17 protein-coding genes are annotated in these 21,996 nt (G+C 74.5%); 11 read left to right on the top strand and 6 right to left on the bottom strand.

What is annotated here, in order from left to right:
• Positions 1 to 5 precede the first annotated feature (5 nt).
• A complete protein-coding gene (locus tag AB0I16_RS07725) occupies positions 6 to 158 on the bottom strand; it encodes a hypothetical protein (RefSeq protein ID WP_162933590.1) in 153 nt (50 codons plus the stop codon).
• 232 nt (positions 159 to 390) lie between these two features.
• Here AB0I16_RS07725 and AB0I16_RS07730 point away from each other — a divergent pair, with 232 nt between their 5' ends.
• From AB0I16_RS07730 to AB0I16_RS07775, 10 genes are all read left to right on the top strand, one after another.
• Positions 391 to 1,425 (top strand): DUF3068 domain-containing protein, encoded by a 1,035-nt coding sequence (locus tag AB0I16_RS07730; RefSeq protein ID WP_363248407.1) that lies wholly within the window; start codon positions 391 to 393, stop codon positions 1,423 to 1,425.
• 349 nt (positions 1,426 to 1,774) lie between these two features.
• The gene (locus tag AB0I16_RS07735) at positions 1,775 to 2,947 is read left to right on the top strand and encodes a glycosyltransferase family 4 protein (protein WP_363248408.1); all 1,173 of its coding nucleotides are present in this window, start codon (positions 1,775 to 1,777) and stop codon (positions 2,945 to 2,947) included.
• A complete protein-coding gene (locus AB0I16_RS07740) occupies positions 2,948 to 3,676 on the top strand; it encodes a class I SAM-dependent methyltransferase (protein ID WP_363248409.1) in 729 nt (242 codons plus the stop codon).
• Positions 3,673 to 8,004 carry an alpha-(1->3)-arabinofuranosyltransferase gene (locus AB0I16_RS07745; protein ID WP_363248410.1) on the top strand — a complete coding sequence of 1,444 codons (4,332 nt, stop codon included), beginning with the start codon at positions 3,673 to 3,675 and terminating at the stop codon, positions 8,002 to 8,004. The genes AB0I16_RS07740 and AB0I16_RS07745 overlap by 4 nt, the downstream gene beginning before the upstream one ends.
• Positions 8,001 to 9,398 (top strand): condensation protein, encoded by a 1,398-nt coding sequence (locus tag AB0I16_RS07750; protein ID WP_363248411.1) that lies wholly within the window; start codon positions 8,001 to 8,003, stop codon positions 9,396 to 9,398. The genes AB0I16_RS07745 and AB0I16_RS07750 overlap by 4 nt, the downstream gene beginning before the upstream one ends.
• Positions 9,395 to 10,132 carry a class I SAM-dependent methyltransferase gene (locus AB0I16_RS07755; protein WP_363248412.1) on the top strand — a complete coding sequence of 246 codons (738 nt, stop codon included), beginning with the start codon at positions 9,395 to 9,397 and terminating at the stop codon, positions 10,130 to 10,132. Before AB0I16_RS07750 ends, AB0I16_RS07755 begins: the two co-directional genes overlap by 4 nt.
• 17 nt (positions 10,133 to 10,149) lie before the next feature.
• On the top strand, positions 10,150 to 11,055 hold the full coding sequence (locus tag AB0I16_RS07760) for a hypothetical protein (protein ID WP_363248595.1): 906 nt from the start codon (positions 10,150 to 10,152) through the stop codon (positions 11,053 to 11,055).
• Positions 11,052 to 11,282, top strand: a complete 231-nt coding sequence (locus AB0I16_RS07765) for a Trm112 family protein (RefSeq protein WP_363248413.1) — start codon at positions 11,052 to 11,054, stop codon at positions 11,280 to 11,282. The genes AB0I16_RS07760 and AB0I16_RS07765 overlap by 4 nt, the downstream gene beginning before the upstream one ends.
• Complete coding sequence (locus AB0I16_RS07770) at positions 11,279 to 12,082, top strand: FkbM family methyltransferase (RefSeq protein WP_363248414.1); 804 nt, start codon at positions 11,279 to 11,281, stop codon at positions 12,080 to 12,082. The genes AB0I16_RS07765 and AB0I16_RS07770 overlap by 4 nt, the downstream gene beginning before the upstream one ends.
• Positions 12,063 to 12,704, top strand: a complete 642-nt coding sequence (locus AB0I16_RS07775) for a hypothetical protein (RefSeq protein WP_363248415.1) — start codon at positions 12,063 to 12,065, stop codon at positions 12,702 to 12,704. Before AB0I16_RS07770 ends, AB0I16_RS07775 begins: the two co-directional genes overlap by 20 nt.
• Here the strand turns inward: AB0I16_RS07775 and AB0I16_RS07780 are convergent.
• From AB0I16_RS07780 to AB0I16_RS07795, 4 genes are all read right to left on the bottom strand, one after another.
• On the bottom strand, positions 12,688 to 13,566 hold the full coding sequence (locus AB0I16_RS07780) for a hypothetical protein (protein ID WP_363248416.1): 879 nt from the start codon (positions 13,564 to 13,566) through the stop codon (positions 12,688 to 12,690). The genes AB0I16_RS07775 and AB0I16_RS07780 overlap by 17 nt on opposite strands.
• A 114-nt stretch (positions 13,567 to 13,680) precedes the next feature.
• Positions 13,681 to 14,748 (bottom strand): putative sulfate exporter family transporter, encoded by a 1,068-nt coding sequence (locus AB0I16_RS07785; RefSeq protein WP_363248417.1) that lies wholly within the window; start codon positions 14,746 to 14,748, stop codon positions 13,681 to 13,683.
• Positions 14,748 to 15,317, bottom strand: a complete 570-nt coding sequence (locus tag AB0I16_RS07790; RefSeq protein ID WP_363248418.1) for a cysteine dioxygenase family protein — start codon at positions 15,315 to 15,317, stop codon at positions 14,748 to 14,750. The genes AB0I16_RS07785 and AB0I16_RS07790 overlap by 1 nt, the downstream gene beginning before the upstream one ends.
• A gap of 137 nt (positions 15,318 to 15,454) precedes the next feature.
• The gene (locus AB0I16_RS07795) at positions 15,455 to 16,360 is read right to left on the bottom strand and encodes a LysR family transcriptional regulator (protein ID WP_363248420.1); all 906 of its coding nucleotides are present in this window, start codon (positions 16,358 to 16,360) and stop codon (positions 15,455 to 15,457) included.
• A gap of 186 nt (positions 16,361 to 16,546) precedes the next feature.
• Here AB0I16_RS07795 and AB0I16_RS07800 point away from each other — a divergent pair, with 186 nt between their 5' ends.
• Positions 16,547 to 18,007 (top strand): acyl-CoA synthetase, encoded by a 1,461-nt coding sequence (locus tag AB0I16_RS07800; RefSeq protein ID WP_363248421.1) that lies wholly within the window; start codon positions 16,547 to 16,549, stop codon positions 18,005 to 18,007.
• Between the two features lie 69 nt (positions 18,008 to 18,076).
• On the opposite strand, the gene AB0I16_RS07805 is transcribed toward AB0I16_RS07800, so the two are convergent.
• Positions 18,077 to 21,742, bottom strand: coding sequence for a S8 family serine peptidase (locus tag AB0I16_RS07805; RefSeq protein ID WP_363248423.1), 3,666 nt, complete (start codon positions 21,740 to 21,742; stop codon positions 18,077 to 18,079).
• Between the last annotated feature and the right edge of the window lie 254 nt (positions 21,743 to 21,996).

Below are 21,996 nucleotides of genomic sequence, written 5' to 3' on the forward strand. Positions count from 1 at the left end.
GTCGCTCACTGACCCCGCTCTGGCGTCTCGTAGTGCACGAGCGGTGTATTGGGCTGGTCGGGGGTGGCGTCGAGGAGCGCGACGATGCCGAGGGCGGCGCCCACGGCGAGCAGCGCCCCGGCGGCGACGGTGAGCGAAGCGGCGATCAGTCGGTGCATGGCGAGGGCCAGCCTCTCTGTCGGAGGTCGTCCCCACCCTGGTCATACCGGGACGGCCACGGCCATACGGCCTCGGCCATGAAGTCCCGGTCACACAGTCCCTGCCGGCCCCGTCCGGCGCGTACTCAGTGTTTGGTACGCATTGACACTTCGTCAAGGGTGCGCCTACGGTTCCCGGCCCATACGTACGGCTCGGTAACACTTCTCCCCGCCCATAGCCCAGGAGTGCCCCATGCGCCGCACCACCTCACCCTTTTCGCTGATCCTGCTAGGTCTCGGCGCGTTCCTTCTGGTCCTGGCGCCGATGCTCGCCTGGTACGTGGAGCCACGCGCGAAACGCACGCCCGTCGACATCGACACGACCACCGTCTTCAAGGGCAAGGGAAGCTATTTCGACACCGCGAAGATCGAGACGGTCCGCGACAAGAACCTCACCATCACCCGGCAGGTGCGCGGCGACGTCGCGGACAGCGAGAAGCACGGGCGCGCCATCTGGGACGTCGTGACCTCCGTGGACCCGGACGGTTCGCTGCCCGCGGCCGACCCGCACGACGCGCTCCAGTGGACGCAGGAGCGCTGGGTCACCGACCGGAGGACGAACCGTCCGGTGCACTGCTGCGGCGAGGAGCCGTCCTTCGAGGGCGAGGCGTACCTGAAGTTCCCCTTCGACGTGGAGAAGCGGTCCTACCTCTGGTGGGACAACACGCTGGGGGCGACGGTGCCGCTCACCTACCGGGGCACGAAGAAGATCCAGGGCTACGAGGGCCACCGGTTCACGGGCACGGTGAAGGCCACCAAGACCGGCACGCGTCAGGTGCCGGGACGCCTGGTCGGGCAGCCGAAGAAGAGCCAGGTGATCGCCGACGAGTACTACGCCAACCACGGCATCGAGCTCGTCGCCGACCAGCGGACCGGCCGGATCATCTACGCCGCCATCGGGCCGCGCAAGACGCTGCGGGCGCCGGGCTCCGACAAGGACGCGACGGTGCTGCTCGACAGCGAGCGGATCGCGTTCGACACGGCCACGCAGAAGGCCCAGGTGAAGCTCGCCAAGGACGACAGCGACCGGCTGAAGCTGGTGGGCGAGACGCTGCCGGTGGTGGCGGGCGCGCTCGGCGCGGTGCTCGCGGTGGCCGGAGTCGTCCTGGTCGTCCGGGGCCGCAGGGACGACGGGGCGAACGGCCCCGAGGACGGTGACGGATCGGCGGAGCCGGGGAGTCCGAATCCCGCCGCGTCCCGAAGCCCCCTGCACTCCAGCACGATGTGATGAGACGTCAGCGCTGAAAAGCCCGGAAATTGTCACTTCGGTGAGTAGCCGCGCGCTACCGGGCGGCGAAAACTGACCACCCCACCCGAGCACAGTCCCCGCACCACCCCAGCACTTTCCCCGCACCACCCGAGCACCACCCCCGCACCACCCCGCACAGGCCGGGCACCGCAGGTACGCGGAACGACCCCACCGCTCCGCGGCCCGGCCACCGCTCCACCCCGCTGCACCCGGCAACACCCCCGCTGCACCCCCGCTGCACCCCGCGGCACCCCACCAGCACCCAGCAGAACCGTTTACCCGACCGGACCCCCCACAGTTCCGCACCCTGAGACGAGTTGGAGCACGCATGCCCCAGCACGTACCGTCCTCGCTGCGCGCGGCCGCCCCACGGCACGCGCAGCGGCTTCCCGCGCCTCCCCCACAGCCGCGCCGGATCGTCTTCCTCGCCCACCGCGACCTCGGCAACCCGGCCGCGGGAGGCTCCGAACTGCTCGTCGACCGCCTGGCCGACGGGCTCAGCAAGCTGGGCCACCAGGTCACGCTGCTCTGCGGCGGCCCCGCCGCCTACCGCGACTACCGCGTGGTGTCGGCGGGCGGCGAGTTCGGTCACTACCTGCGGGCGCGCTCGGCGTTCACCCGGCAGGTGGGCGACTGCGACCTGCTCGTCGAGGTCTGCAACGGCATGCCGTACCTGGCGCCGCTGTGGCACAGAGGGCCGACGCTCTGCCTCGTCAACCACGTCCACACCGACCTCTGGGGCATGCGCTTCCCCGGAGCGCTCGCCCCCGCCGCCCGGCTGGGCCGGCGCCTTGAGCACTGGGCGCTCTCCGGCGCGCAGCGCGGCAACCTCCTGGTGGCCGTCTCGCCGTCGACGGCCACCGCGCTGCGGGGGATCGGCGTGGAGCGCGACCGCATACGCATCGTGCACAACGGCGTCGAGGAGCCGGGCCCGCTGCACGCCCGCTCCGACGAGCCGCTCTTCCTGGCGATGGGACGCCTCGTCGAGTACAAGCGGATCGACCTGCTGCTGCGCCTGTGGGAGCGGGTCAGGCCCGTCACGGGCGGCCGGCTCGTGATCGTGGGCGACGGCCCCGAACGCGCGCGCCTTGAGCGGATGGCGGGCCCCGGTGTCGACTTCAGGGGTCACGTGTCCGAGGCGGAGAAGCACCGCCTGCTGTGCGAGGCCTGGATGCTGCTCCACCCCTCCGCCGTGGAGGGCTGGGGCCTGGTCATCACCGAGGCCGCGACCCGCTCGACCCCCTCGGTCGGCTTCGACGTCCCCGGGGTCCGCGACTCCATCGAGGACGGGGTGACCGGCCTCCTGGCCCGCGGCGAGAGCTCCTTCGCCGCGGCCTGGTGCACCCTCGCGCTCAGCGCGGAGCGCCGCAGGGCCCTCGGCAAGGCCGCGGGCGAACGGGCCACGCGGTTCCGCTGGGGCAACACCGTCCGGCAGTTCCAGGCGGTGGCGGCCGAGGCCGTCGCCGCGCACCTGGAACCCGACACCGCTCAGGGGCCTTGAGTGAAGGACCCCTCCCTGCGCCGTTCCGCCACGCTCTTCCGGGCCTTCCTGCGCGAGCAGCAGGAGCCCGAGCGCTGCTACAGGCTTCTCGCCGAGGACGCCGCCGACCAGGTCGAGGCGTACGGCCCCGTGAAGGACCGCGTCGTCGTCGACATCGGCGGCGGGGGCGGCTACTTCACCGAGGAGTTCCGGCGGCGCGGCGCGCTGAGCTACCTCTTCGAGCCGGATCTCGCGGAGATGACGGCGGCGGGGAGCAAGCCGCCCGAGGGCTCGGTCCTCGCCGACGGCTATCTGCTGCCGCTGGCGGACGGCGTCGCCGACGTGACGTTCTCCTCCAACGTCCTGGAGCACGTCGACGACCCCCAGACGTTCCTCAGCGAGATGGTCAGGGTCACCCGGCCCGGCGGTCTCCTCTATGTCTCCTTCACCAACTGGCTCTCCCCCTGGGGCGGTCACGAGTGGGCGCCCTGGCACTACCTGGGCGCCGACCGGGCCCGCGCCCGCTATGAACGGCGTACGGGAAGAGCCGCGAAACACAAGCTCGGCGAGAACCTCTTCGCACACCACGTCGGCGCGACCCTGCGGCAGGTGCGGGCCCGCGACGACGTGGCCGTGGTGTCGGCGCGCTCGCGCTACTGGCCGTTCCTGGCCGGGGCGGTCACCAGGGTGCCGGTGGTGCGCGAGGTCGCGACCTGGAATCTCCTTCTCATCCTCAGGCGGTGTCCATGACCACGGTGCAGGCCCCACCCCCGGTGGCGGCAAGACCCACGACCGATGCCCCCGAACCATCGCGGGGGCCGCGCTCGCGGCGCTGGCTGCTCGGGTTCTGGGCCGTGGTGTTCGTGCTCCTCCTCGCGGCGAAACCGGGGCGCATGACGTTCGACACCAAGCTCGGTGTCGCCGTCGACCCCTGGCAGTTCCTCTCCGACCTGGGCCAGCTCTGGCACGACCGGGGCGGCTTCGGCGGCATCCAGGACCAGTACGTCGGCTACGTCTTCCCGATGCTGCCGTTCTACGGGCTCGCCGACCTCGTGCAGATACCGGTGTGGATCGCGGAGCGGCTCTGGTTCTCGCTGATCCTCGCGGTCGCGTTCTGGGGCGCGCTGCGGCTCGCCGAGCGCCTGGGCGTCGGCAGCCGCTCCAGCAGGCTGCTCGGCGCGGTGGTGTACGCCCTGTGGCCGACGTTCACCGTGGTCATCGGCTCGACGTCGGCGGCGGCGCTGCCCGGCGCGTTCCTTCCGTGGGTGCTGCTGCCGCTGGCGGACGAGCGGATCAGCGCGCGCCTCGCCGCGTGCCGCTCGGCGCTGATCATCCCGTTCATGGGCGGCGTGAACGCGGCGGCGACGCTCGCCTCGCTGCTGCCCGTGGGCCTCTACCTGCTCTCCCGCCCCAACGGCCCGCGCAAGCGGAAGCTGATCACCTGGTGGGTGCCGGGCGTCATCCTGGCCACCGCCTGGTGGGTCGTGCCGCTGCTCATGCTCGGCATCTACGGCGAGAACTTCCTGCCCTACGTGGAGGACTCGGCCACCACGACCGGCACCATGTCGGCGACCGAGGCCCTGCGCGGCGCCGGCAACTGGGTGGCGTACCTGCACTTCGGCGAGGCCTGGCTGCCCGCAGGATGGACGGTGGCGACGGCCGTCGTCGCCGTCGTCTGCTCGGCGCTGGCCGCCGCCGTCGGCCTCGCGGGGCTCGCGCGCCGCGATCTGCCGGAGCGGCGCTGGCTGGTCCTGACGGTCCTCTCGGTCGCCCTGATCACCCTCGCCGGGTACGGCGGCGCGTTCGGCGCCCCCTTCCACGGCACCGTCCAGTCGTGGCTGGACGGCGGGCTCGTGCCGTTCCGCAACATCTACAAGTTCCAGACGGGCCTCGCCCTCGCCCTGGTCCTCGGCCTGGCGCACCTCGTGGGCGTGGCCGCGCGGGCGCGCGGGGCCCGGCCGGTGCGGGGCAGGCGGTACGCGCCGCTGATCGCGGCGGTCCTGGTCCTGCCCGGCCTCGCCCTGCCCTACGTCAACGGCGCGATCCTCCAGCCGGGTTCGTTCCAGAAGCTGCCCACCTACTGGCAGGCGACGGCCGACTGGCTGAAGAAGTACTCGCCCGACTCGCGGGCCCTGGTCGTCCCCGCTACCGCGCACGGCATCTACACCTGGGGCTCCCCCATCGACCAGCCCCTCGACGTGCTCGCCGACTCGCGCTGGGCGCAGCGCGACTACGTGCCGTTCGGCACGCCGGGCAACCGGCGCGCCATGGACGCCGTCGAGCAGGCACTGCGGACCGGCGCCGAGGTGCCGGGCCTGCGCGACTACGTGACGCGGGCCGGCCTGTACTACGTCGTCGTCCGCAACGACCTCGACCCCGACCAGGTCGGCAACGTGCCGACCGCCACGGTCAAGCGCACCCTGGAGGAGTCCGGCTTCCGCCGCGTGACGGGCTTCGGCCCGCAGACCACCGGCGGCGTCATCGCCGACGACACGCCCATCCAGGTGGAGGGCCTCTACCCGCGCCAGCGCGCCGTCGAGGTCTACGCCCCCGGCGACGGCGCCGAGCGCCCTGGCCAGGCGGGCCTGAAGCCGGTGTCCAACACGGCGGTGGTCAGCGGCGGCCCCGAGTCGCTGCTGCCGCTCTCCGCCGACCCGGAGATGCGGAACCGTCCTACCGTCCTCGCCGGTGACAACCACCCGGGGCTCGGGGCGCCTGGCCTCCAGGCGGTCGGTGACGGCCTGCGCCGCGCCGACACCCGCTTCGGCCTGGTCGGCTCCAACACCTCGTACACCTACGGCCGGGACGAGAGGAACGCGCCCGACGCGCTCCAGAACCCGGGCGAGAAGCCGCACCAGATCCTGCCGAGCGACGGCGTCGAGCACCAGACGACGGCGGAGCTGCGCGGCGCCAGGTCGGTCACGGCGTCCAGCTACGGCAACTGGCTCTTCCACCTGCCGCAGTACGACCCGGTGAACGCCTTCGACGGGAACCCGGCCACGGCCTGGGCCGAGGGCAACCCCGGCTCGGCGGACGGCGAGTGGATCAGGGCCGAGTTCAACGCGAAGGTCGACGTGCCCTCGTCGTTCCGCGTCACCCCGCTGCCGCAGGACGGCGTGCGGGCGGCGCCCACCCGCATCCGGGTGGAGACGGAGCACGGCAGCGTCACCAGCCCGCTCCGGACCGACGGTGAGCCGCAGCGCGTGAAGGCCGCCCCGGGCGAGACCGGCTTCATCAAGATCACGATCGTGGACTCCCAGGTGGCGCGCCCCGGCCTGACGGGTGCGGGCTTCTCGGAGATCACGATCCCCGAGGTGCGGGTCACCCGCCTCCTCCAACTGCCGAAGGACGCGGAGAAGGTCACCGACGCGAAGGCGACCACGTACTCCCTGCACCGCACCTCCGACCCCGGCGCCTTCTCGCAGGCGGACCCCGAGTCGGGCCTGCACCGCCGGTTCACGACGACGGCCGACGGCGAGTACGAGGTGAAGGCGAGCGCGGTGGCCGTGCCGGGCCGTGAACTCGACGAACTCCTCTACAAGGTGGCGCCCGAGCAGGAGCAGCAGATCATCGCGACCGCGGACTCCACCGCGAAGCTCGGCAACGGCCTCTCGCCGCGCAACCTCACCGACGGCGACCTGACCACGGCCTGGGTCGCGGGCGGCGGGGACCGGCCCGTCATCCACCTCAAGTGGCCCGACAAGAAGCCGGTGGGCGAGATCGTGCTGCCCGCGGCGGGCGGCCTCTCCACCCGGCCGCAGAAGATCGAGATCAGCTCGCCGGACGGCGCCGCGACCGCGGGCGTCGACGAGAACGGCAACGCCCGCTTCGAGCCGATCACCACCGACCGGATGGACATCACCATCACGGAGACGGCACCGCTCACGGTCCACAACCCGGTGGCGGACGCCGACCTCCAGCTCCCCGTGGGCCTCACCGAGGTCTACGTCCCTGCGCTCGACGAGTACCGCACGAAGCAGCCCGACCCGGCGAAGCGCTTCTCGCTCCCCTGCGGCCAGGGCCCGGTCATGTCGATCGACGGCGAGCTGTACGAGTCGAGCGCGAAGGGCACGGTCAAGGACCTCACCGACCGCCGCCCGATCGAGGTCGGTCTCTGCCGGCTCGGCGAGAAGGACACCACCGTCGAGCTGGAGGCCGGGGCGCACAGCGTCGAGACCGGGGACGCGGGCGCCCTCGCCGTCATGGACGCCTCCCTCACCCGGGGCACACCGGCAGGCGTCGACACCGCCGCGCGCGAGCTGAAGGTGAAGGACTGGCTCGGCGACCGCCGTGAGCTGACGGTGGGCGCCGGAGCGGCCTCGTACCTCACCACGTACGAGAACGTGAACGACGGCTGGAAGGCGACCCTGAACGGCAAGGAGCTGTCCTCGCTGCGGCTCGACGGCTGGCAGCAGGGCTGGCTCGTGCCCGAGGGCGAGGGCGGCACGGTGAAGCTCACCTACGAGCCGTCGACGACCTACGAGATCGGTCTCATCCTGGCCGCTGTCGGCGTCCTGGCCCTGATCGCGCTCGCCGTCCTGTGGCGCCGCGAGACCGACGAGGACGCCCCGGCGCCCGCGCCGCCCGCCCCCGGCCTGATCCTCGGCACGGTGGCGCTCACCCTGGTGGCCGTGGTCATCGCGGGCCCGTTCGCGCTGCTGGTGCCCGCGCTGGCGCTGCTCGCGTGGTGGCGGCACGCGCTGCTCGTGCCGATCGCGTTCGCCGCGATGGCCGGGGCGGGCATCGCGGCGGCGACGGGTGCGGGCGGCGCCGCCGCCGCGTCCGACGAGGGCGCGTTCGGCCCCGTGGCGCAGCTCCTCGCGCTGATCGCCCTGTTCGCGGCCCTGGTCTCCGGGACGGAGCGGACGGCACGGCGGCGGGGCACCGGCACCGGCGACACCCTGGTGTACGGGCCCGGCGCGGGCCCCGCGGCCGGGCCGCCCACGCCCCCGCTGCCGCACCGCGAGCAGGGCCCGGCACGCCAGGAGGCGGGACCGACCGTCTCGGCCCGCGGCCCCGCCACCGCACCGCCACCGGCCGAAGGCCCGCACACCCCGGGAGAAGGCACGCAGCGATGACCGCACTCGAACACCCGGCACGGCGCGCGGACGGGCCCGGACGGCCGCCCGCGAGGGTGCCGTTCCCCGTCGTCGACGAGGTCTCCCGGCACTGCCTCCAGGAGGAGGAGCCGGAGACCGTGCACATCGAGGTGCACCTGCCGGGCACCCCGGACCCGGCCAGGCTGCGGGCCGCGTTCCACGAGGCCCTGCGCCGCCACCCCCGCATCCTGGTGCGGGAGGCGCGCGGCCCCTGGTACCGCCGCCGCTACGAGTGGGAGCTGACGGCGGAGGCCGACACGGAGGTGGTGTCCTTCCCGCCGGCCGGGCGGGACGCCCTGAAGCACGCCAGGCAACGGGCGCTCGCCGAGGCCCCGCCGCTGTCGGCGTCGCCGCCGGTCCGCCTGGAGGTGCTGCCCGCGGAGGAACCGCCGAAGGGCGCCGCCGGGGCGGGCGCGGACGGCGGCGCGGTCCTCCTGCTCACCATCAACCACACCGCCCTGGACGGCCCCGCCTGCCTCCGCGTCCTCGCCACGGCCGCGGAGATCTACGGCGGCAGGGACAACTCCCCCGCCGCGCCGCCGACCCGCCCCGCGGAGAGCGCGGGCACGGCCGCCGCGCCGCCGCCGGACGCCGCGTCGGGCTGGGCGCCACCGGCCCGGGTCAGCAAGGGCACGCCCGAGCCGTCGCCCGGCAACGGCATGCTCATCGCGGAGCTGCCCGTGCCGCGCAGGCCCAAGGGCTCCCCGTTCACCGTGAACGACCAGCTCATGGTGGCGACCGCCCTGATGATCGCCCACTGGAACCGCGAGCACGGGGCCCGGCCGAGGCCCCTGCGCATCACGATGCCGGTGGACGACAGGCCGCGCGACGCGAGCATGCCGATCGGCAACGGCACCCGCCTGGTCGAGGTGCCGTTCGGCGCGGCCGAGCTGGCCGGGCGCGACTGGACCCCCGAGACGATCCGCGACCTGCTGTGCCGCACCTCCGAGCGCACCCGCGCGCTCAAGGCCATGGCGCGCCCCCAGCTCGGCCACGGGGCCGCGCTGCTGACCGCGCCGGTGCTGCCCGTCACGTTCCGGGCGGCCCTCACGCGCGGGCTGCGCAGGGCCGCCGCGCCCTGGACGTCGACGACGCTCCTGAGCAACATCGGCCGCGTCCCCTACGCCCTGGACTTCGGGGACGCGGGCCGCGCGCACGCCGTGTGGTTCTCCGCGCCCGCCCGGCTGCCGCGCGGCCTCACGGTGACCACGGCGTCGACCGCGGGCCGGCTGCACCTCGCCCTGCGCTGGTCGAAGACGCTGCTCAGCCACGGTGACGGGGCGCATCTGCGGGATCTGTTCGAGCACTACCTCCACGCGACGGAACACACGGCGCGGCCCCCGGAGGGCGACGGGAACGGGAGGCCCCTGTGACCACCGCGACGACCGGGCCCCCGGCCGGGCTCCGCGACTTCTACGAGAACCCGGCCGTCCCCGTGGCCTCCGGCGACGCCCGCAGCCTCCGCCAGGCCCGTGTCCTGGCCGCCGCCCTCGGCCCCGCCACGTCCCGCCCCGCCACCGTCCTCGACGTCGGCTGCGGCGACGGCACGGCGGCGGCGACCGCCGCCCCGCTGCTCGCGGGCCACCGGGTGATCGGCGTGGACTGGTCCCAGGACGCCCTGAAGCGCGCCCACGCCCATCTGCCCGACGTCGTACGGGGCGAACTGGCGGACGGCGGGCTGCCGTTCGCGGGCGGCGCCGCCGACGCCGTCCTGTTCAGCGAGGTCATCGAGCACCTGGTGGACCCGGACAGCGCGCTCGACGAACTGCGCAGGGTCCTCAGGCCGGGCGGCCATCTGATGCTGTCCACCCCCAACCTCGCCGCCTGGTACAACCGCGGCCTGCTCCTCGCGGGCGTACAGCCGGTCTTCTCCGAGGTGAGCCTGCGCGGCATCCACGGCCGCCCGGGCACCGAGGTCGTGGGCCACCTGCGGCTCTACACCGCCCGCGCGCTGCGGGAGTTCGTCTCCGCGAGCGGCTTCGAGGTGGTCCGCCTCACCGGCGCGCCCTTCCACGGGGTGCCGCGCCCGCTGCGCGCCCTGGACCGGCTCGCCTGCGCGGTGCCGAGCGCCTCGTCCATCCTGCTGCTGCACGCCCGAAGGACCTGAGTCCCATGTGGTGGGGTGTGGCCGCGGCGCTGCTCGCGAACGTGCTCTACAGCACCGGATTCGTGCTGGAGAAGCGGGCGTTGACGGCCATGCCGTCCGTCAGCGTCCGCAACCCCCTCCGGCTGCTCGGCCAGGTGCTCGGCAGCCCGCTGTGGATCGGCGGCTCGCTGGCGCTCGCGGCCGGGTTCGGCGCCCAGCTCGCCGTCTACCGGACGCTGCCGATCGCCGCCGCCCAGGGCATCTTCGTCTCCGGGCTCGTCCTGCTGCTGCTCCTGTCCTCCGTGCTGCTCGGCGAGGAGACCTCCGGCCGCGAGCGGTACGCGGTCGGCGCGATCCTCCTCGCGCTGCTCATGGTCGTCCTGTCGCTGAGCGAGAACAGCGACACGGTCGGCCGCGGGGCGCCCGCGCCCCTGGTCCTGACCGTCTGCCTGCCCTCGCTCGCCGCGGGCCTGTGGCTCTACAGCTCGGCGGAGCGCCGTGCGAGGCACCGGCACCGCATGCCGACGACGGGCGTGGAGTACGGCGTCGCGGTCGGGCTGCTCTACGGCGTGAGCTCGCTGGCCATCAAGGGCGTCTCCAGCCATCTGACCACGCAGGGGATCGGCGGCGCCCTCGTCGACCTGCTGCGCTCGCCGTACCCGTACCTGCTCCTGTTCACCGGGGCGTTCGGCCTGATCATGTCGCAGGCCGCGCTCCAGCGCTGCCGGGCCTCGCTGATCGTCCCCGTGTGCACGACGGTGACGGCGCTGTTCACGGCGGTGCTCGGGACGCTGGCGTTCGGCGAGGCGCTGCCGCACGAGCCGGTGCGGCTCGCCCTGCGGATCGCGGGCACGGTGCTCGCGGTGACCGTCCTGCTCGCCATGCCGAAGCACGACGGCACCCCTTCCCACCCCTCACCCCCCAAGGAGCTGACGAGCGGATGAACCCCGACGACCCGCTGCTGAGAATCCTCGCCTGCCCGCTGGACAAGGGCCCGCTGCACCTGCTGGCTCCGGAGGAGCCGCTCGTGCCGCAGGAGGCGCTGTACAACCCGCGCCTGCGCCGCAGGTACCCGGTCATCGACGGCATCCCGCAGCTCCTGCCCTCCTCCGGCGAACAGGTCACCGAGGACGAGCACGAGCGGCTCGTCGAGCGGATGTCCCGCTCATGACCCTGGCCGCCCGGCTGGCGCCCTTCGTGCCCGACCGGGTCATCGCCGCCCTGGCCCGGCTCGTCTACCCCCGCTTCGAGCCCGAGCTGGCCCGGCTCGGCGACCTCTGCCCGCCGGACTGCGCCACGGCCGTGGACGTCGGCGGCTGGTACGGGCCCTGGTCGCGCCGTCTCGCCACGCGGGCGCGGCAGGTGGTGACCGTGGAGCCGGTGCCGCGCCTCGCCCGGCTGCTCGCCGCCAGCACCCCGCCCAACGTCCGCGTCGTCCGGGGCGCCGCCACGGACCGGCCGGGCACCGCCAGGCTCTGGCTGCCGGCCGGCGACCGGGGCGAGCGGGGCGTGTCGTCGCTGATCCGGCGGGACATCCACGCCCGCGCCCTCGACGTGCCGTGCGTGACGCTCGACGGGCTCGGCCTCCGGGACGTGCACTTCGTCAAGATCGACGTGGACGGCAACGAGCTGCCGGTGCTCCGGGGCGCGCGCGAGCTGATCGCCAGGGACCGCCCCGCGCTCTTCATCGAGCTGGAGGCCCGCATCCAGCCGATCGGGCCGATCGTGGAGCTGCTCACCCGCGAGCACGGCTACCGGGGCTGGGTCCTGCCGCACGACACGTGGCTGCCGCTGGCCGCCTTCGACCTGGAGGCCCACCAGTCCGACACGTCGTACGTGGTGACGCAGGGACTGCTGCGCCGGGTGCTCACGCCGCGCCGCCCCCGGTACGTCAACTCGGTCCTGTTCCTCCCCGAGGGCCGCCGCCCGGGAGCCTTCGCGGTGCGCGACGATGGGGCACATGCCCGCTAGGTCCACGCCGCCGCCCGCCCCGTTCACGCCGCTGGACTTCCAGCTCGTCCTGCTGCGCCGCATGGCCGACCACAACCCCGGCCTCGTGGAGCGCGCCCGGCACGGCCTCGGCGTCTCCGCCGCGGAGATGCGGGAGGCCAACCGCCGCTGGCAGGCGATGGCCCGGGGCCGCGGCGGCGCGCGCGGCGCCCGCTCCCGCTACCGCTCAATCCTCGGCGCCCCCGAGTCGACGGCGCGCCGCGCGATCGGCGACCTGGAGTGCGAGGCCCTGCTCTGGCCGGTGCCGCTCTGGCCCGACCTGCGCTTCGAGGTGCTGCTCGCGCCCGGCGGAGGCGTGTGGAACGAGTGGTTGGTGCGCGCGCCGGGGGTGCCGGGCCCCGCACTCCGTACGCTCGCCGACCTCACGCCGTGGTCCTGCACGGTCGACGAGGCCGCCCGCGCCTTCGCCCCCGCCCGGCCCATGGAGGGGACGGCGCCGACGCGGTGGCGGCTCGCCTTCACCGCGCCGGAGGCGGAGGGCCCGGACGGCGCGCGGCGGCGCTGCGTGGCGGAGTTCACCTGGGGCCTGCTCCAGCGGGTGGAGTTCCCCGACGGGGGCCCGCCGCTCACACCGCGGCCTTGAGAATCCCCTCCACGACGCGGTCGAGCGAGCCGGGGTGGACGCCGAGGAAGAGGTTGGGCTCGACGAGTTCCAGCTCCATCACGCGCGGCCCGTCACCGGGTCCTTCGCCGTCGACGACGTCCACGCGCGCGTAGAGCAGCTCGGGCGAGCCGGGGACGGCCGCGAGCGCCCGCGCGGCGACGTCGAGCTCGGCGGCCGACGGCTCCCAGGGGCGCAGGTCCGGGTGGGGCGTCTTGTCGGCGTCGTAGGCCGTGCCGGGCGCGAGGACCGCGCCCTTCCGTATCGCGTGCAGGAACTGCCCGCCGATGAAGACGAGGGCGCGCTCCCCGGTGACGTCGATCCGCCGCACGTAGGGCTGCACCATGGCGGTGAAGCCCTCGGCGTGCATGCGGGCGATGTGGGCGAGGGCGGCCTCGTGCTCGTCGGCGCGGTAGCGGCCGGCGTAGCGCGCCCCGGCCCCGGAGGCCGGCTTGACCACGAACTCCGTGTCCGCGGCGGGCAGTTCGATACTTTCGCCGGGTGCGGAGTAGGACGTCGGCACGGTGGGGACGCCCGCCGCCGCCAGCTCGCCCAGGTAGCGCTTGTCGGTGTTCCAGCGCACGACCTCCGCGGGGTTGGCGAGCCGCGTGAGCCTCGCGCAGCGCTCGGCCCACGCCACGTACTCCCCGGTGCGCCAGCTGTAGTCCCAGGTCGACCTGATCACCGCGAGGTCGAAGCCGGCCCAGTCGACGTCCGGGTCGTCCCAGCCCACGACGTGGGTCTCGGCGTCCGCGTCGGCGAGGGCCCGGGCGAGGACCGGCAGGTCGTGGTCGTGATCCGGCTGCGGGCTTCGGGTCACGAGCGCGATGCGGGGGCTTGCCACGGGGACTCCTCTAGCTCGGCCAGGCGCTCCCGTACGTCTGTTCACTCGTACGGGGCTTCGACCCCGCAGGCTAACAAGCGTCCCTCGCGCCGCTGCCCCTCGCGCCGCCCCGCCTCACGTCAGCAGGACGCCCGCGTACGAGATCCCCGCGATGACGCCCCACGAGACGAGGCCGAGCGCCGCGACACGGCCGCCCGTCCGGGTCAGGGACGGCAGGTCGACCGCGCTGCCCAGACCGAAGAGCGCGGCGGCGAGGAGGAGTTCCTGCGCGGTGTGGGCCGCGTCGAGCGCGCCGCCCGGCAGCAGCCCCGTGGTGCGCAGCAGCACCATGGCGAGGAAGCCGGCGACGAACAGCGGCACGACGGGCGGGCGCCTGGTGCTCCCGCCGCCGCCGTCGGGCCGCGCCCCCGACCGCGCACGCGCCCGCACCGACAGGGCGACCGCGGCGACGAGCGGCGCGAGCAGCGCCACCCGCATCAGCTTGACCAGGACGGCGTCACCGAGCGCCCCGGAGCCCGCGGTCTGCGCGGTCGCCACGACCTGCCCCACGTCGTGCACGCTCGCCCCGACCCAGCGCCCGAACTCCGCGTCGCTGAGGCCGAGGGGGTGCTGGAGCAGCGGCAGTACGGCGATGGCGAGCGTTCCGCAGAGCGTCACCAGGGCCACCGAGGTGGCGGTGTCCCGCTCGTCGCTCTCGGAGACCTCGCTGACGGCTCCGATCGCCGACGCGCCGCAGATCGAGTAGCCGGTGGCGATCAGCAGCGGCTGGTCGCCGCGCAGGCCCATGCGGCGCCCCAGCCACCAGGTGCCGCCGAAGGTGACGGCGACCACGCACAGCACCATCGCGACGGAGGCCCAGCCGAGGCCGAGCACGTCGTCGAGGCTCAGCTTCAGGCCGAGCAGCACGATGCCGACCCGCATCAGCCGCTTCCCGGCGAACGTGAGTCCCGCCTTGCCGGGGCCGCGCACCCAGGAGCGCGCGACGCCGGGCAGATGGGCGGCCACGATGCCGAGGACCACGGCGGCGGTGAGCATCGGGACGCCGGGCACGAGCCGGTGCACGCCCCAGGCGAGGGCCACCCCGAGGGCGGCGAGACCGAGTCCCGGCAGCTTGCCGTGCGGACGGCCGCCGGAGGCGGGAGCCGCGGGGCGGGACGTGGCGCGTTCTCCGAGCAGCGCCATTACCGGTCGGCCGGCAGCTCGTACACGCGGCGGACGCTGCTGCCGAGGCGGGCGATGTCGGCGCCGTAGATGTGGATCGATATCGCGCGGGTGCCGCAGGCGTTCCACACGCGGTGGATGTCGCCGGGCGGCGCGAAGCCGCAGACGGAGCCCCGCGGGTTGACGACGTCCTCCGTGGCGACGAGCCGGGCCGCGCCGCCGTCCTCGGCGGCGGGCACGAGGCGGTAGCGCCGCTCCCGCTCCTCGCCCTCGTGCACGCCCGTGACGCACCACGACACGTGGTCGTGGACGGAGGTCCGCTGCCCCGGCAGCCAGACCAGGGCCACGACGGAGAAGCTGCCGTCGTGCTCGGCGTGCAGGACGTGCTGGCGGTAGCGCTCGGGGTCGCCCTCGCACTGCTCGTCGGTGAGCAGGTCGGCCGCCCCGAGGTGCGGGGCGAGGCGCTCGCCGACCAGGTACGCGGTGAGGTCGGGGGGCAGTCCGCGCCCGACCGCCTCGCGCACATCGGCGACGAGGGTGTCGAGGCGCTCTGTGGTCCGGGCGGCCCGGTACGCGGTCGGAGTGGTCATACGGGCAGCGTGGTGCCGCCCGATCCATCACGTCCAACGACAGTTGTTTCGCATCCCCGCAACGTCCGCTTATGGCTGACGCGCCGACGGGCGGACCGGACGCGCCGACCGGACGCACCGGCGGACGGACGCGGGGGTCAGCAGCCGACGCGGTTGGCGGCCACCGTCTTGAGCTCTTCGAGCACCTGGCCCGTGGCGGGGATGCGGAGGTGGTCCTTGAGGACGTACGCCGACACCTGGCGCCGCGACGCGGGGTCGAGGGCGCGGCCCGTCACCTTGCGGTGGCAGAGGAAGTTCAGGACGAGCCCCGGCATCATCGCGACGCCGAGCCCCTCGGCGACCAGGCTCTGCACCACGAGGTTGTCGTCGGTGGTGAAGGCGATCTCGGGCGCGAAGCCCAGCTCGGCGCACTCGTGCAGGAAGTTGGCCCGGCAGCGCGGACACCCGGCTATCCACCGCTCGTCCGCCAGCTCGGCGAGCTTGACCGAGCGCCGGCGCGCCATGGGGTGCCCCGTGGGCAGCAGCACGGTGAGCTGGTCCTCCATGAGCGGGATCTCCACCAGCTCGTCCGGCACCTCTTCGTGCAGGCCCGGGTAGGTGAAGGCGAGGGTGATGTCGCACTCGCCACGCACCACGCGCCGCAGCGACTCCGGCGGCTCGTCCTCCAGGAGTTCGACGCGGATTCCCGGGTGGCCGGAGGCGAGGCGGGCCAGGGCCTCGGGGATGAGGGTCGCGTTGGCGCTGGGAAAGGCGCAGACGCGCACCCGTCCCGAGCGCAGCCGCGTGATCGCGTTCATCTGCTGCTGGGCCGCGGAGATGTCGTCCAGGATGATCCCGGCGTGCCGTGACAGGGCCTCGCCCGCCTCCGTCAGGCGCATGCGGCGGCCGACGCGGGTGAACAGCGGCGTGCCGACGGACCGTTCGAGGGCCTTCATCTGCTGCGTGATCGCGGGCTGGGTGTAGCCGAGGGAGCGAGCGGCCGCCGAGTACGACCCGGCCTTGACCACTTCGTGGAACGTCTTGATGTGCCGTGAATCGAACACCGCCGAATCATAAGCAGATGTTGGGATGGTCGGACAGACGCGGGGGCGGGGCTCGGGGACGGACGCCGTGGCTCTCCCCGTCCCCCGGAGGAGGCGGTGCCGCCGTGTTCACGGGGGCCGCCACGCGGGGCAGAGATGAAGTGGTGGACTGGAGCGACACGAGTACAACCACAAGGAGTACGAGACGTGGATCCGCTTTTCCCGGCCCTGACGGCCCCGCACACGGCGCCCCCCGGCGCTGCCCTGCGGTTCGGCGACCGTTCGCTGAGCTACTCCGAACTGGCTCTGGCGTCCGCCGCCCTGGCCGGACGGCTGCGGGGCGCGGGCCGGGTCGCCGTCTGGGCCACCCCGTCCCTGGAGACGGCCGTCGGCGTGGTCGCCGCCCTGCGGGCCGGGGTGCCCGCCGTACCGCTCAACCCGAAGTCGGGCGACGGCGAGCTGACGCACATCGTGGCGGACAGCGCCCCGGCCCTCGTCCTCGCGGAGCCCGGCGCCACGCTGCCGCCCGCGCTCGCCGGGCTGCCCCGCATAGCCGTGGACGTGGGCGACCACCGCCCGCCCGCCACCGCCGTCACCGAGCCGGACGACCCCGAGGCCCCCGCCCTGGTCGTCTACACGTCCGGCACCACGGGCCCGCCCAAGGGCGCCGTCCTGCCGCGCCGCGCGATCGCCGCCACGCTCGACGCCCTGGCGGACGCCTGGCAGTGGAGCGGCGACGACGTCCTGGTGCACGGGCTCCCGCTGTTCCACGTGCACGGTCTGATCCTCGGCACCCTCGGCCCGCTGCGGCGGGGCGGCGCGGTGCGCCACCTCGGCCGGTTCAGCACCGAGGGCGTGGCGCGCGAGCTGGGCTCGGGGGCGACGATGCTGTTCGGGGTGCCGACGATGTACCACCGGATCGCCGAAGCGCTGCCCGACGAGCCGCGCCTGGTCAAGGCGCTCGGCGGGGCCCGTCTCCTGGTCTCGGGCTCGGCGGCGCTGCCGGTCCACGACCACCAGCGCATCACGTCCGCGACGGGGCGCCGCGTCGTCGAGCGGTACGGCATGACGGAGACGCTCATGATCACCAGCGTGCGCGTCGACGGCGAGCCGCGCGCGGGCGCGGTCGGGGTGCCGCTGCCCGGCGTCGAGCTGCGCCTGGTCGACGAGGAGGGCGGGGAGATCACGGGGGCGGGGCCCGAGGCGGTGGGCGAGATCCAGGTGCGCGGCCCGAACCTCTTCACCGCCTACCTCAACCGCCCCGACGCCACCGCCGAGGCGTTCGCGCCGGGCGGCTGGTTCCGCACGGGCGACATGGCGGTGCGGGACGCCGACGGCTACGTGCGCATCGTCGGCCGCAAGGCCACCGACCTCATCAAGAGCGGCGGCTACAAGATCGGCGCCGGCGAGATCGAGAACGCCCTCCTGGAACACGCGGGGGTGCGGGAGGCCGCCGTCACGGGAGAGCCCGACGCGGACCTCGGTGAGCGGGTCGTGGCCTGGGTGGTCCCGTCCGACGCGGGCGCCCCGCCCGCCCCGGACGAGCTGGCGGACCACGTGGCCGCCCGGCTCGCCCCGCACAAGCGGCCGCGGAGGGTGCGGTACCTGGACGCCCTGCCGCGCAACGACATGGGCAAGATCATGAAGCGGGCGCTGCCGGGCCGCTGAGAGCCCGTCACGCCGCGCCGGACGGGCCGGTGTCCCCCGGTCCGTCCGGCGCTCCGCCGAGCCGGGCCCCTACCGCACGCCCACCGCCCCGACGATCTCCTGGCTCACGCTCCCGCCCCGGTCGTCCCCGGCGGACGCCCTCAGCGAGACGGACCCGGCAGCCGCGGGGACCTTCAGCCTCCCCCGCCAGGACGCCTTCTCGCCGTCGCGGCGAAGCGTCACGTCCCGCCACGTCGTGCCCCCGTCGTACGAGACGGCGAGCGCGGCCCCGCCGACGCGACCGCCCTCGGCCCCCTTCACGTACTCGGCGAAGATCCCGACGGGGACGGTCCGCCCGCCCCGCACCTCGCCCGCGAGGCTCGTGTCCACGTCGAACCCGAGGTTCAGCAGCGGCAGGTACGTCTTCCTGTCCCCCGGGGTCTCCTTCGACCGGAAGGTCCACTCGGAGTGGCCCCTGGTCGCGAGCTTCCACCGCGCGGGGTCGAGCGTCGTGTCGGTGACCACCTTGTACGTGTGCTCGCCGGGGTCCGCGTCCCGCACGTACGCCGCCGAACCCGTCCGCCGGTCCACGCTGTCGCCGTCGACGAGGACCTCGGTGGTCTGCGTCATGGAGGGCTCGTTCCACACATCGCCGAATCCGGTGTGGTCGGGCCCCGAGTCGCCCCAGCCGGGCACGTTGAACTCCAGGTCGTTGCCCCTGCGGGTCTGCCCCCAGCCGAGACCGGTGCCGAGCCACGGGTGCAGCACGGGCTTGAACCAGTCGAGCCCGACGCGCTCACCGCCCCGGTAGGCGACGAGGCCGCTGCGCTGCTCCAGCGCCCCGGGTCCCGTGGACCCGGACTCGTGCCAGAGCTGGCCCTTGCCCGTGGAGACGTACTCCGTGCGCTCGGCCGGGTGGGCGATGCGCTCCTGGAAGCCGATGCCGACCGGGAAGGTGTCGGTGATGGAGTACCGGAAGCCGCCGCCCTCGGCGGGCTTCACCGCGTGGTACCTGGTGTCGAGGACCCCGATGTCCCGCTTCTTCGGCGCGTGGACGAGATCCTTGGGCACGGCCCCCTCGTGCCCCTCGGAGAGGTCGTAGACGTAGGGGGTGTGCTCGGTGCCCGTGCTCGTGACGCTCCGGCCCGCCTCGGCCGCCGCGCGGAGCCGCGCGCCGTCGGCGGCGTCGACCGAGGCGATCTGGAGCGGCCGGTCCGCGTTGCCGTCCGTGCCGAACCAGGCGCTGAGCCGCCCCGGCCGCTCGTCCGTCACGAACAGCGCCTTCGCGCCCGCGTCCTGCGCGGCCTGCCCGAGCCGCTCCGTGGACACCGCATCCGTGCGCCGGACCACGACGGCCCCGCCGCGCACGTCCTTGCCCTCGTACGCGGCCGGGGTCCCGTCGCCCGCGTCCACGAGGCGCCAGGTGTGCCGCCCCCCGGCGATGGTCCCGCCGGGCTGCGCGACGGCCTCGCGCAGGCCCTTCACGTCCACGGCGGGCTTGCCGAGCCGCCAGACGGTGCGGTACTCGAAGCTGCCCTCGGTGACCTCTTCGGTGGGCGCGGCGAAGACGCTGTCGTACGTCACGGGCACCTGCACGGCGCCCATCAGGTCGGCGCCGCCCGCCTTCCTGTCGTACTCCATGAGCAGCTGCCTGGTCTCGGTGCGCCGCCCGACGTCGGCCCTGATCTCGCGCAGCTCCCGCCCGTCCAGGGTGATCTCGCGGTCCCGGTCGAGGGTGATCTGCGGGTCGGCGAGGAAGCCGAGGCCGAGGGAGTCCTCGCCTCTGCTCCCGCGCACGTCGAGGAAGGACGTCACGGCGTACGTGCCGGGCTCCAGGCGCAGCTTCAGGGTGCCGGAGTCGCCGACGGCGGCCGGCACGGGGTCGGTGCCCTCGGTGAGCCGCTGCACCACCAGGTCGGCGGCGGTGGCCGCGCCGTCGCGGTCCTTCACACGGACGGTGAGCGTGTACCGCTCCTCCTCCTTGACCAGGCCGAACGCGGTACGCGCGAGCTGCTTGCCGCCCGCGCTCGCGACGACCGCGCCGCTGGTGTTCCCGACCGGCGCCTTCGCCGCGTCACCCGTGACGGTGGTCGACGCGGTGCCGTGCGCGGGGACGGTGAGGGCGGGGTCGGCGAGCGTGACGACACCGTCGGCGGTGCCGCGCGCCACCAGCTCCAGCCGCACGTCCTCGTCCGTGGAGTTGGTGTACGTGATGGTCCGCTCGACCGGCTCGTCGGCACCGTGGGGCCAGCCGTGGAACCCGAGGTCGACGCTGCCGCTCGCGGTGACCTCCGCCCCGACGGCGCCGGGCACGCTCAGCCGTCCGGCGCCCAGCGCGTACGCGGAGGCGTCGAGCCGCTGGGAGCCGGACATCAGGGCGTCCTTGAGCCGGCCGCCCGTCCAGTCGGGGTGCCGCTCGGCCAGCAGGGCGGCGGCGCCCGCGACGTGCGGGGCCGCCATCGACGTACCGCTCATCTCGGTGTAGGAGCCCTCACCCTCGGCGAGGCGGGAGCGGGCCGCGAGGATGCCGACGCCGGGCGCGGACAGGTCGGGCTTGAGGGCGTGGTCACCGGCCCGCGGGCCCTGGCTCGTGAAGTACGCGGCCTCGTCGGCGGAGTCGACGGCGCCGACGGTCAGCGCGGCGTCGGCGGCGCCCGGCGAGCCGATGGAGGAGGGCGCCCCGGTGTTGCCCGCCGCGACGACGAAGAGGGCGCCGGTCTCCGCGGAGAGGGCGTTCACGGCGGCGGCCATGGGGTCGGTGCCGTCGCTCGGCTCGTCGGAGCCGAGGCTCATCGACACGATCTCGGCGCCGGCGTCCTTCGCGGCCCACTCCATCCCGGCGATGATCTGCGACTCGCTGCCGAAGCCGTCGTCGCCGAGCACCTTGCCGACGGCGAGGTCCGCGCCGGGCGCGACCCCCTTCTCCCGCCGCCCCTCCGACGCGGCGCCGCTGCCGCCGACGGTGGACGCCACGTGGGTGCCGTGCCCGTTGCGGTCGGCGACGCCCTCGCCCGCGACGAAGCTCCTGCTCTCGCCGACCCGCCCGTCGAGGTCGGGGTGGCCGGCGTCGTACCCGGTGTCGAGGACGGCGACCTTCACGCCCTTCCCCGTGAGACCCGCCTCCCAGGCCGCGGGGGTGCCGATCTGCGCGTTGCTCCGCGCCATGTCGGCCTCGACGCGGCCGTCGAGCCAGACCTTCTCGACGCCGGACGCCGCGTCGGTCACGGACCGCCAGAGGGTGCCGGGCCGCTCGGCGGTGACGGCGACCCCGGAGACGCTGGGCAGGGCCCGTACCTTCTCGGCGCCGCGCGGCACTCCGGCGGCGCCGCGCGCCTCCTTCCCGTAGGTCACGATGAGCGGCAGCGGCACCCTCTTCGCCCCGGCCTTCCCGGCGTACCCCTGCCGGATCAGCCCGGAGACGTCGAACAGCCGCTCGTCCAGGGCCCCGGAGCGCAGATACGGCCGCGCCTCGTCCGGTACGACGGTGACGTTCCCGTCCGATATCCGGCTCCGCACGGCTCCGCTCGCGCCGGGGGGCCGCTCGACGGTGACGGTCTGCCTGCCGCCGGGCAGCGGGGTGACGGTGACCCGGTCGCCGGTGACGAGGGTGACGGTGTGGGCGGCGCGCGCCGTGCGCTGCGGCGGGGCGTCGGCCGCGGGGCCTTCGGCGACGCTCTGCCCGGCGGGAAGCAGGGCGAACACGAGACCGAGGACGGCCGCGCGCCCGGCTCTTCGCCGTGCGGGGGCTCTGGTCATGGGGCTGCCTCTCTTCGTCTGCCCCGGGCGGGGGTGGTGGTGCCCGAGTGCTGCGAAGAGTGTCAGGGAGCCTGTGCGCCACGGGAGTTGGCGATACGTGGCGGAAAGCCGCCGGGGCGGCTACCCGCCAGTCGGCGGGGGAACGGCGGACCGCTGCCCCCGGCACCCGCCCCCGCGGCTCCGGGGCGCCACCACGGACGCACTTCACCCGTCCGGCGGCACCCCGCCCGGCTCAGCTTGACGCGCGCCCCGTC

The sequence above is a fragment of the Streptomyces sp. NPDC050703 genome (assembly GCF_040654435.1).
Taxonomy (GTDB): Bacteria; Actinomycetota; Actinomycetes; order Streptomycetales; family Streptomycetaceae; genus Streptomyces.

Excerpts from the sequence above, each read along its gene's own strand:
- AB0I16_RS07725 (WP_162933590.1), bottom strand. The coding sequence starts at position 158 with ATGCACCGACTGATCGCCGCTTCGCTCACCGTCGCCGCCGGGGCGCTG.
- AB0I16_RS07730 (WP_363248407.1), top strand. The coding sequence starts at position 391 with ATGCGCCGCACCACCTCACCCTTTTCGCTGATCCTGCTAGGTCTCGGC.
- AB0I16_RS07735 (WP_363248408.1), top strand. The coding sequence starts at position 1,775 with ATGCCCCAGCACGTACCGTCCTCGCTGCGCGCGGCCGCCCCACGGCAC.
- AB0I16_RS07745 (WP_363248410.1), top strand. The coding sequence starts at position 3,673 with ATGACCACGGTGCAGGCCCCACCCCCGGTGGCGGCAAGACCCACGACC.
- AB0I16_RS07750 (WP_363248411.1), top strand. The coding sequence starts at position 8,001 with ATGACCGCACTCGAACACCCGGCACGGCGCGCGGACGGGCCCGGACGG.
- AB0I16_RS07765 (WP_363248413.1), top strand. The coding sequence starts at position 11,052 with ATGAACCCCGACGACCCGCTGCTGAGAATCCTCGCCTGCCCGCTGGAC.
- AB0I16_RS07770 (WP_363248414.1), top strand. The coding sequence starts at position 11,279 with ATGACCCTGGCCGCCCGGCTGGCGCCCTTCGTGCCCGACCGGGTCATC.
- AB0I16_RS07775 (WP_363248415.1), top strand. The coding sequence starts at position 12,063 with ATGGGGCACATGCCCGCTAGGTCCACGCCGCCGCCCGCCCCGTTCACG.
- AB0I16_RS07785 (WP_363248417.1), bottom strand. The coding sequence starts at position 14,748 with ATGGCGCTGCTCGGAGAACGCGCCACGTCCCGCCCCGCGGCTCCCGCC.
- AB0I16_RS07790 (WP_363248418.1), bottom strand. The coding sequence starts at position 15,317 with ATGACCACTCCGACCGCGTACCGGGCCGCCCGGACCACAGAGCGCCTC.
- AB0I16_RS07805 (WP_363248423.1), bottom strand. The coding sequence starts at position 21,742 with ATGACCAGAGCCCCCGCACGGCGAAGAGCCGGGCGCGCGGCCGTCCTC.